The organism is Nocardia wallacei (genome assembly GCF_029869545.1).
Classification (GTDB): Bacteria; Actinomycetota; Actinomycetes; order Mycobacteriales; family Mycobacteriaceae; genus Nocardia; species Nocardia wallacei_A.
In genome coordinates, this window is sequence record NZ_JARWQD010000319.1 from 1 (window position 1) to 9958 (window position 9958).

The 9958-nt window shown below is 69.6% G+C and carries 9 protein-coding genes; 3 read left to right on the forward strand and 6 right to left on the reverse strand.

Features of this window, described 5'->3' with window-relative positions; translation table 11 throughout:
• Positions 1-195: 195 nt before the first annotated feature.
• On the reverse strand, positions 196-1233 hold the full coding sequence (locus QH290_RS29080; protein ID WP_280386362.1) for a saccharopine dehydrogenase NADP-binding domain-containing protein: 1038 nt from the start codon (positions 1231-1233) through the stop codon (positions 196-198).
• Positions 1234-1358: 125 nt separating this feature from the next.
• On the opposite strand from QH290_RS29080, the gene QH290_RS29085 reads away from it, so the two are divergent.
• Positions 1359-2279: an AraC family transcriptional regulator gene (locus QH290_RS29085; RefSeq protein ID WP_280386364.1), complete on the forward strand. Its 921-nt coding sequence runs from the start codon at positions 1359-1361 to the stop codon at positions 2277-2279.
• Positions 2280-2407: 128 nt separating this feature from the next.
• Positions 2408-3325, forward strand: coding sequence for a D-alanyl-D-alanine carboxypeptidase family protein (locus tag QH290_RS29090; RefSeq protein WP_280265386.1), 918 nt, complete (start codon positions 2408-2410; stop codon positions 3323-3325).
• Positions 3326-3349: 24 nt separating this feature from the next.
• Here the strand turns inward: QH290_RS29090 and QH290_RS29095 are convergent, their stop codons facing one another.
• From QH290_RS29095 to QH290_RS29105, 3 genes are all read right to left on the reverse strand, one after another.
• Positions 3350-4486, reverse strand: coding sequence for an erythromycin esterase family protein (locus QH290_RS29095; protein WP_280386366.1), 1137 nt, complete (start codon positions 4484-4486; stop codon positions 3350-3352).
• Positions 4487-4552: 66 nt separating this feature from the next.
• Positions 4553-5785 (reverse strand): RNA polymerase sigma factor, encoded by a 1233-nt coding sequence (locus QH290_RS29100; RefSeq protein ID WP_280386367.1) that lies wholly within the window; start codon positions 5783-5785, stop codon positions 4553-4555.
• The gene (locus QH290_RS29105) at positions 5782-6159 is read right to left on the reverse strand and encodes a YciI family protein (protein WP_280265413.1); all 378 of its coding nucleotides are present in this window, start codon (positions 6157-6159) and stop codon (positions 5782-5784) included. Before QH290_RS29105 ends, QH290_RS29100 begins: the two co-directional genes overlap by 4 nt.
• Positions 6160-6349: 190 nt before the next feature.
• Between QH290_RS29105 and QH290_RS29110 the strand changes: the two genes are divergently transcribed.
• Positions 6350-7567 (forward strand): flavin-dependent oxidoreductase, encoded by a 1218-nt coding sequence (locus QH290_RS29110; RefSeq protein WP_280386368.1) that lies wholly within the window; start codon positions 6350-6352, stop codon positions 7565-7567.
• A gap of 10 nt (positions 7568-7577) precedes the next feature.
• Here the strand turns inward: QH290_RS29110 and QH290_RS29115 are convergent, their stop codons facing one another.
• Positions 7578-8597 carry a hypothetical protein gene (locus tag QH290_RS29115; protein WP_280265390.1) on the reverse strand — a complete coding sequence of 340 codons (1020 nt, stop codon included), beginning with the start codon at positions 8595-8597 and terminating at the stop codon, positions 7578-7580.
• On the reverse strand, positions 8594-9958 hold a 1365-nt coding region (locus tag QH290_RS29120; RefSeq protein WP_280386370.1), incomplete at its 5' end, for a 3-deoxy-7-phosphoheptulonate synthase. The genes QH290_RS29120 and QH290_RS29115, both read right to left, overlap by 4 nt.

Consider the following 9958-nt stretch of genomic DNA (forward strand, 5'->3'; position numbering starts at 1 on the left):
GGCCAGGGCCCGGCCGAATTCGGCCCGGTAGACCTCGTCGATGTACTCGGCCGGGCCCATCGCTCAGCCGTCGAGGTCGACGATCCGGCGCACCTCGGCCCGGCCCGCCGGGCCCAGCGGAATCTGCGCCGCGGACGCGCGCCCGCGCCTTCCTAATGCGGTGGGGGGCGAACAGGTTTCGGAACGAACTGACGTTCATCGACCGTTCTCATCGCCGAGCCGCCAGCCGATCCCGTGCGGCGCCAAGCCGTCGAGGAATGCGGACGGGTCGAACGCCTCGGCGGCGGCAAGGACACCCGGCCGCGCCGAATTCCCTTCGGCGAGTTCGACAGCGGCCGCCACAGCCATGAGTCCGGAGTCCCGGTAGGAATCCACGCCGCTGAGCACGCCGCGGGCCGTGCGGCCGTCGGCGGCGAACGCATCCACCACCAGGTGATACCGCATGTCGGCATCGGGTGACGGCGCGGCGGGCAGGGTCTCCACGAGATCCGGGGTCACGCCGCCGACCGCCGCGTGGATCCGCGCGTCGAGCACTCCCGCCACGAAACGCACCGGTGTGTGGCGCGGGATGGTCAGCACCGGCGGCTGGGGGAACTTCGACACCGCCGTCGGCGTGGTGGCACCGGGAAAGACCATCGACGTGTGCCGATCGATCGGACCGCGGCACCGTTCACCGTCCTCGTAGTGCCAGCCGCCGTCGCGGAACCAATCCAGGCTCGCCAGCACCGTCCGCGCGCTGCCGCGGGATCCCTCACCGCCGCTGAGGGTGCGATGGCTGATCACGATCTCCGCCGGTGCGCCGACCCGGCGTGCGGCCAGGTAACCGAGCAGATCGCCCGGCAGATTACTGTCGGTGACACCCGGGACGACCGTCACGCCCGCCGCCTCGGCGGTCGCGGTGAATTCACCGAAAACCCGGTCCAGCCATAGTTGTTCGCCGGACAGATCCACATAGTGCGTGCCCGCCGCGAGCGCCGCCGCCAGGATCGGCGCGCCGTGGGTCACGTAGGCGGGCAGGCTGCTGATCACCGCGTCCGCGCCGGCGAACGCGGCGGTCAGCGCCGCATGGTCGTCGAGTGCCGCGACGCGAACCTCGGCACGATCGCCGGGGGCGACCGCACGCAGCCGAGCGGCACTCCGCCCCACGAGGACCGGGCGCACGCCGCGCCGGAGCAGCTCGGTGATGATGTAGCCGCCCACGTGGCCGGTGGCGCCGTATACCGCGATCTTCATGTCCGAACTCCGTTTCGTCGTTGGCGATGTGACCAACTTATGAATCGAAGTTGAGCTGGGACATGGGTAAATGGCCGCAAAAATATATCCAAAACGCTCACAGCGTCCGTTGTATAGTCGGGCGCGTGGACATCCTCTCCGACGCCGTATCCGCGATCCGCACGGGCAGCCCCAGCTCCGGCCTGTTCGTCCGGCACGCGCCCTGGGGACGCGACTACCCCGTGGTGCCCGGGGCCGGATTCCATGTGGTGCTGCAGGGATCGTGCTGGCTGCGCCCGCGCCGCGGTGACGCGATCGCCCTCGGCGTCGGCGACGTCGTGTTCATGCCCCGGGGTGCCGAACACGTCCTTGCCGACGACCCCGCCACGCCCGTCAGCGAGGTCGCCCATCCCGGGGAGCCCCGGGAGATACCGGGACCCGGGCCGCGCAGCGTGCTGCTGTGCGGTGCGTACGCGCTCGACCGGCGTCATCCGCATCCGATGCTGGACGGCCTGCCGGACTTCGTTCACCTCCCCGCCCGGCTGGGCCGGCATCCGTCCCTGCGCGGTGCGATCGACCTGCTGGCGGCCGAATTGTCCAGTCCGCGAGCGGGATCCGACGCCGTGCTGCCGTCGCTGCTGGATGCCATGCTCCTGTACATCCTGCGGGCGTGGTTCGAGGAGGACGGTGCCGATGCCCCGCCCACCGGATGGATCGCCGCATTCCGCGACGTCCCCGTGGCACACGCGCTGCGGGCCATCCACGCCGCCCCCGAACGGGCGTGGACGGTCGAGCAGCTGGCCGCCGCGGCCGGGGTATCGCGAGCGACCCTGACCCGTCGCTTCGCGGCCACGATCGGCGAAGCGCCGCTGTCCTACGCGACCCGATGGCGAATGATCCTCGCCGCCAAGCGTTTACGCGACGGCGGAGACTCGATCGCCGTGGTCGCCAGGCAGGTGGGATACGGCTCGGAGTTCGCCTTCGCCAAGGCCTTCAAACGCGAATTCGGGGTGGCCCCGGGCCGATACCGCAAGGACGGCGAGCACCCGGATCCCATCGCGGTCTGATCCCGATCCCGCCGAAGGACGGGGGATATTCGGTTCGGGAGCCGGTCCCATGCCACGCGGTTGCCCATCATCGGTGTGGCGACCGCCAAATCCCACCTATCCGCAGTTCCGGACGGCACAATGTGCCGATGCGGACATTTGCCCGAGTGTTGCAGGCCGTGGTCGCGGGAGCGCTGGTCGTCGCGGCCGGTCATACGGCGGCGGCCGCTCCCGCCGTCGTCCCCGCCCACAGTCAGCTGCCCGCCTGGCCGGTTGCGGAGCCGGACGGGCTGCAGGCGACGGGGGCGGCCCTGGCCGAGGGAATCACCGGTACGGTGCTCTGGTCGCGGCAGCTGCACACTCCGGCACCGATCGCCAGCATCACCAAGGTGATGACGGCGCTGGTGGTCATCAACGCCGGTGACCTGGAGCGCCCGATCACGGTGCCGCAGGGAATCATCGCCTACGACAACAAGTTCGGCGCCAGTACGGCCGACCTGGTTCCCGGCGAGGTGCTCACCGCGCGGCAGCTGCTGTACGCGATGCTGCTCCCGTCCGGCTGCGACGCCGCCTACGCGCTCGCCGAGGCGTACGGTCCCGGACAGGAGGCGTTCATCGCGAAGATGAACGACACCGCGCGCCAATTGGGCATGGCGAGTACGCATTTCACCGATGCCAGCGGGCTGCCCTACCCCACCGGCCATTCCACCTACTCCACCCCCGCGGATCTGGTGACGCTCGGCCTGCGGGCGATGAACCAGCCGGTCTTCCGCGACATCGTCAAGTTGCCGACGTACCATGTGCCCGCGGGGCCGGGTAATCGCGATCATGTCTGGGAGACAACGAATCTGCTGCTGCACGACTACCGCGGCACCACTGGCATCAAGACCGGATCCACCGACGCCGCGGGAACCTGCCTGCTGTTCGGGGCGGTCCGGGCGGGCGTGCCACTGATCGGCGTGGTCCTGCACAGCTCACCGGACGACGAGGCCGCGGCCGCCGCCGACGCCCAGCGCCTGCTGGACTGGGGCTACGGACCGATCCTGGGCGCGGTGCCGATCAGTTAGGCCGAGCGGCAGCGGATTTCGCTCCTACACGGCGGCGACGTGCAGGATCGCGTCGGCCGAGTCGACAATTTCCCGGCTCAGGGGCGCATGGGCCAGCCCCGGCCCGGTATCGGTGCGGATATGGGCGGGCGGGATCTCGGCGGTGAGCGTCAGGCTCCGCGTGGTGGTACGGCGCTGGAGGAAGCCCTCGTAGGTGCCGGGTTCGGGCTCGCCGAGCCCGAGGGCCGCGCTGCGGCCGAGGCTACCGGCGACGACGGCGTACCGGCGGCCCAGCAGGGAACTGAGGATCGAGCCCGCCGAGGACCAGCGGACGTCCATTCCCGCCATGCGCATGCTGCTCGGATTGCGTTGCAGGTGCGCGATATTCGCGAAGACCAGGGTCGCGCCGCGCTGCCGCTCGAGGTCGCGGATGTCGAGCAGGTGCTGCGCCATCAGCACGTCGCGGGTGGCCAGCAGGCCCGATATCCGCGCACTCTCCTCGACCTGCCGGGCGGCCTGCCGGTGGTAGCGCAGCAGGCCGAGACCGGCGGCGAGCTGGATGCGCGCCCGGTCCCAGTCGGCGCGGGAGGTCGCCGCGATCAGTTCGGGCGCGCGCATATACAGCGACGTGAGCAGATCGTCGGCCACCGCCCGCAGCCGCACGGCATCGGACCCGGCGCCGATCGACATCGCCGGATTCAGGATCGCCTCCGCGCGGCTCCATCGTTCGTCGGCGCCGAGCAGGCTCGCGAGGTCGAGATCGAATCCCAGGTAGGCGCAGGCGAATTCGAGATAGCGGCGCGGGCTGGGTGCGCTGGTGTTCTCCGTCGGCGCGTCGAATCCGTGCAGTGTCAGCCGCTGTCCGGCCGGGCGGCCCTCGTTGTACGCGCGCATCCAGGCGACCAGTCGACGATTGGCCTCCAGATCCCCGAAGCCGTGCGAGAAGCCCGCATCCATCGCCGCGTCCAGGGTGCCCGCGCCGCCCTGGACGAAGTCGTTCACCGCCAGCGCGGCAACGCGGTCGGTCTCCAGCGCAATGGACCGGAAGCCCTGTCCGGCAAGCGATTCGAACAGCTCGTTCCGGATCGCCCCGAAGGCCGGTTCCTGTGTCGGGTGCGCGGGCTCACCCAGTGCCAGCAACTCACACGGCGGGGTGGCGAATTCTCGAATATCCAGGCTCATGTGCCTAAATCGTATCTTTGAAGGTTCGAGTGAGACTTTTCTCGAATCTATCTTGCTTTACTGTCGTTAAGCCTCAAAGCCGTGCTCCGGTTGATCGAGTTCGAGCAGACGCCGGGCGAGGAACCGCCGGTCCGCCGGGTCGGCCGCGAGTTCGTGGGCCCGCCGGTACGCGGTGGCCGCCTCCGCGGTCCGGCCGAGGCGGCGCAGCAGATCGGCGCGCGCCGCGTGCAGCAGGTGGTAGCGATCCAGGCCCTCGATCCCGTCGATCAACGCCAGACCCTCCTCCGGTCCGGTCGACATCGCCACTGCCACAGCGTGATTCAGCGCCACCACCGGAGACGGATCGATCGCGAGCACCTGGGCGTAGAGGGCGGCGATACCCGCCCAATCCGTCCGCTCCGGCGCCGGAGCCTGGGCGTGCAGTACGGCGATCGCGGCCTGCAGCTGATACGGCCCCGGCCTGCCCAGGCGCAGCGCGCGATCCAGCACCCCGACGGCCTCGGCGATCTCGGCGCGGTCCCAGCGCGAACGGTCCTGATCCTCCAGCAGCACCAGGTCGCCGCCGGAGTCGTAGCGGGCCGCCCGGCGCGAGTCGTGCAGCAGCAGCAATGCGACGAGCCCCAGCGTTTCCGGTTCGTCGGGCATGAGGGTGGCGACCAGTTCGGCGAGCCGGATCGCCTCGCGGCACAGCGCGCCGTGCTCGGGGGCGGTGTAGCCCTGGGTGAAGATCAGATAGACGACCGCGAGCACGCCGGACAACCGATCGGGCAGCAGATGGTCGGCGGGGACCTCCAGGCTGATGCCCGCATCGCGGATCTTGCGCTTGGCGCGGACCAGCCGCTGCGCCAGGGCCGGTTCGCCGACCAGGAACATGCGGGCGATCTGCGCGGCGGTCAGCCCGGCCACCGCCTGCAGGGTCAGCGCGACCCGCGCCTCCTCGGACAGGGCGGGATGGCAGCAGGTGAAGATCAGGCTCAGCCGCTCGTCGCCCGCGCGCAGCAGGCTGTCCTCCTCGAAATCCACCATCGTCTCCACCCCGGCCCGATCGCCGGTCAGAGCGAGCTTCTCCCGGCCGAGCCGGGCCCGCCGCAGCCGGTCGATCGCGCTGTTGCGCGCCGCGGTGAGCAGCCACGCCACCGGATCGTCGGGCACTGTCTCCCATTTGCGCAGCGCCAGCGCGCAGGCGTCCTGCAGGGCATCCTCGGCGAGTTCGAAATCGCCGAGCGCGCGGATCAGGGCGGCGAGCATCCGGACCCGATGCTCCCCGTACACCTGCCGCAGGACGGGCGCGACCGTCATTCGCCGTCGGCCGCCGCATCCGCCGGACGGTGGTCCAGGCCCGGCACACCGGCTACGGGCCGCACCTCGATCGAGCCCACCTCCGCCAGCGGGCACAGGGCGGCCAGCTCGAGGGCCTCGTCCAGGCTGCGGCAGTCGAGGACGTACGCGCCGCCGAGATGCTCGTGGGTCTCGGCGAACGGGCCGTCGGTGATCAGCGTCCGGCCGCCCCGGACGCTGACCGTGGTGGCCGTATGCTCCGCCTGCAGCGGATGCCCGGAGACGAACACGCCCCGGCGGCGGCACTCGTCGGCGAAGGCGTTCACCCGGGCCAGCGCCTCGGCGAAGCCCGGATCGTCCGGTTCGGGCCGCTCGCAGTTGTAGATCAGCAGCATGTACTGCACAGGGACCTCCCACGGTTACGGTGCTGTAGAGAATGACGAACGAGCCGACCGTAACTCGACACCCGCCCGATCGGAGCGAATCGTTGCAGGCCGTACGTCCCGGCCGGGTCCGGGATGAATACGCGAAGAACATCTCTGCTGGACAGCGGATATGGTGCGGTGCCGGTATTGTTTCGTCGCGATGAGAGTTCTGGTAGTGGGTGCGGGAATAGCGGGATTGTCGGCGGCCCTGAGCCTGCATGCGGTGGGGATGGAGGCGATTGTCGTCGATGCGGTCGCCGAACTGCGGCCGCTGGGTGTCGGGATAAATCTCCTTCCGCATGCCACCGAGAAGCTCGTCGAACTCGGTGTGGGCGAACAGCTGGCCGACACGGCTGTCGCGACAGCGGAGGTCGTGCATTTCGATCGGTGGGGCAACGAGATCTGGCGGGAACCACGCGGCGTCGCGGCGGGGCATCGGTGGCCGCAGTATTCCGTGCACCGCGGCGAGCTGCAGGACTTGCTGCTGCGGACGGTGCGGGAGCGACTCGGGCCGGACGCCGTGCGTACCGGCCTGCGGTTCGTCGCCATGACCCAGGATCGAGACGGGGTGCACAGCACCTTGCACGATCGAATCCGCGGTACCACTGTCGAATTCGACTCGGATGTGCTGATCGGTGCCGACGGCCTGCATTCCGCGGTCCGGGCCGGTCTGTATCCGAATGAGCCGGGCCCCGCGTGGAACGGTATCCGGATGTGGCGGGGCACCACCATATCTCGGCCGTTCGAGTCCGGCGCGACCATGATCTTCGGCGGCAGTAATCATGCCGCGAAATTCGTCGCCTACCCGATATCCGAGGCCGCCAGGCGGCAGGGGCGTGCCCTGATCAATTGGGTCGCCGAGGTCCGGCTTCCGGGCAGCGGTGATTCGGTGGCGAACTGGGACCACCGCGGCCGGATCGAGGACGTGCTGCCGCACTACGACGGCTGGGAGCTGGCGGGCCTGGACATCGGTGCGCTGATCAGGGGCAGCGAGCGCATTCTCGAGTATCCGATGGTCGACCGAGAACCGTTGCCGCGGTGGACGTTCGGCCGGGTCACCCTGATGGGCGATGCCGCCCATCCGATGTATCCGATCGGTTCCAACGGCGGCTCGCAGGCGATCCTCGACGCCGCGGCGGTGGCCACGGCGCTGCGGGACGCGGCCGACCCGGCGGCGGGCCTGGCCGCCTACGAAACCGCGCGACTGGCGTCGGCCAACGAGACCGTCCTGGCCAACCGGGATATGCCGATGGATCGGATTCTTCGCCTCGTGGCCGAGCGCGCTCCCGGCGGTTTCGACCGAATCGACGACGTGGTGACGCCGGAGGAGCTGCGGGCGATCGGTGACGGATACCGGAGTACCAGTTCGGTGCGATAGCGGCGCGGCGTCAGCTTGCCCGGCGGTAGACGAATTCCTCCAGGGTCGTGAGGGTTTCGGCCCGGTTGGCGCGATGACGCAGGCAATATCTGGTCGGGTACCACCCGGCCTGCTGCCATGCCTGCGGCTGTTCGATCGGCGTGCAGGAATCCCCGATCGTTCCCGAGCGCAGCCCGTTGTACTGCTCCAGGCTCACCATGGGCTCGTAGAACGTGATCTCGCCATTCCAGCTGCCGTAGATGAACGTGTGGGTGAACGGGCCGCCGTTCAATTCGGGGGTGGTCTTGTCGATCAGGTGCTGGCCCATGGCCGGTTCGATCGCGTCGAGGTCGACGTAGTTCGGCGGCCGGTATCTCGCCGCGGGCAGGTTCTTTCCGAGTGCGTAGTCGGCACAGTCGGTCATCTGCAGGCATGGGCCGGTTCGGATCGCCAGCCGTTCGGCGTTGTCGTTCAGATAGAAGTGGACGTCGAAATGGGCCTTGTCCCACACGCCCATCGGGACGTGGCCGTGCGGGTTCCAGTTCGCCAGCACATAGGTGAACGGTATGTCGTCTCGGCGGGTGAGGTTGTCGTTCAAGGGCAGCGCGTTCTCGTAGCCGCCCGCGCACTCGTGGTGGGGATCGACGGCGCCGTCGGCATTCTTGTCGTGACAGTACAGTCCGCCCGTCGGCGGGTCGTGCGGCAGTGCGTCGTATACGCCGTCGGTGGCTACCATCCCGATCGCCAACGGCTTTCCGGCGCTGTCGGTTTGGGAGTAGGCCGTGATTCGGCCGTTGCCCAGACTCGCGCTCTGCCCGTATTCCGCGCACGGACCGGGATAGGTCGGCGTCACGGCCAGCAGGGCCGTGGCTTCGACTTCGGAAACGTCGATCGTATGCTCCCGCGCCGGTTCCCAGGCATCCACCCGGCAGACGGTGACGGTGCGGTCGGCCTGAGCGACCGGGGTCGTCGCGAACGCGACGGCCAGTGCGGCGGTCAGCAGGGTCGTGCGCGCGACCGTCCTGGTGCGCGAGCAGTTGTCTGCGGTCACGACCTGAACTCCTCGACCGCGACGGTGACGCACTGCAGGGTCTGGGCGGCATTGAGCCGGGGATCGCACCGCGTGTCGTACTGGTTCGCGAGTTCGTCCTCGCGCAGGCCCTGCCAGCCGCCGACACATTCGGTGACCGGTTCCGGAGCGGTTTCCAGGTGCAGTCCGCCGGGGGCGACGCCGGTAGCGCGACAGGCGCGGAAGAAGGCCCGGATCTCGGCCGTCACATCATCGACATGCCGGGACTTGAATCCCTGCTCGGTCACGAATGTGTTGCCGTGCATGGGATCACAGACCCAGCAGACCGGTGTGCCGGTATCCGCCGCGGCCTCCAGCAGTGCGGGAAGCACCGTCTCGGCGCGCTCGGCACCGAGGCGGGGGATGAAGGTCAGCCTGCCGGGGACCGTGTCCGGACTGAGCCTGCGGCACAGGTCCGCGACGTCCGCCGGTCGGGTGGCCGGGCCGAGTTTGACCGCGATCGGGTTGGCGATCAGTTCGGCGAAGCGGATGTGCGCGTGTGCCGGATCGCGGGTCCGCTCGCCGACCCACAGCAGATGCGCCGAGCAGTCCCACCAGCGGCCGTCGTGCCCGCGACGGGTCAGGGCCAGCTCGTAGTCGAGCAGGAGCGCTTCGTGCGACACCCGCATACCGGGCAGCGAACTGTGCTGGTCACGGCCGCCGCCGGGGGCCGCCATGGTCACATCCACCAGGTCGGCGACATCGCGCAGCAACCGCGCCTGGGCGCCCTCCGCGCAGACGTCCGCGGCCTGCCTGATCAGCCGGGCCGGTACTCGGGCCGCCGGAATCGGTTGGGCACGAAGGTGATTCAGCGTGGCCGCCGCGTGAAAGTAGGCGTCGACCATGCGGCCCGGATCGGGTATCCGGCTCGCGGCGTCGGAGTCGAAGCCGTTGATCATGTCGCCGAGATACGAACCCAATCCGGTGCTCTGGTCGATCGGCCGGGATCGCGGCTTCGCGTAGGCGCCGGCGATGCGGCCGATCGGAATCGGGGTCAGCCCGCACCCGTAGTTCAGCACCGCGGCGGAGGCGACCGCGAGTGCCTGCCTCATGGTCAGAGACTGTGAATCGCACATCTCGAAGGTTTCGGCGCAGTCTCCGAGGTGGAGGACGAACGCTCGCCCCTGGGCCGCGGCGGCCAGATCGGCGGTCAGCGCCTCGCATTCGGCCGAGTCGATCAGCGGTGGCAGGGACCGAAGCCGATCCGTGCTGCGCCGTGCCGCTTCGGCATCGGGCCAGACCGGCTGGTGCAATGCGGGGAGGTCGGCGCTCACCGTCGGCGGGGTTCCCGATTCGTGCGGCCGACCACCGGACGCGCCTGCGAGGATGGGCGCCGCCTCGCC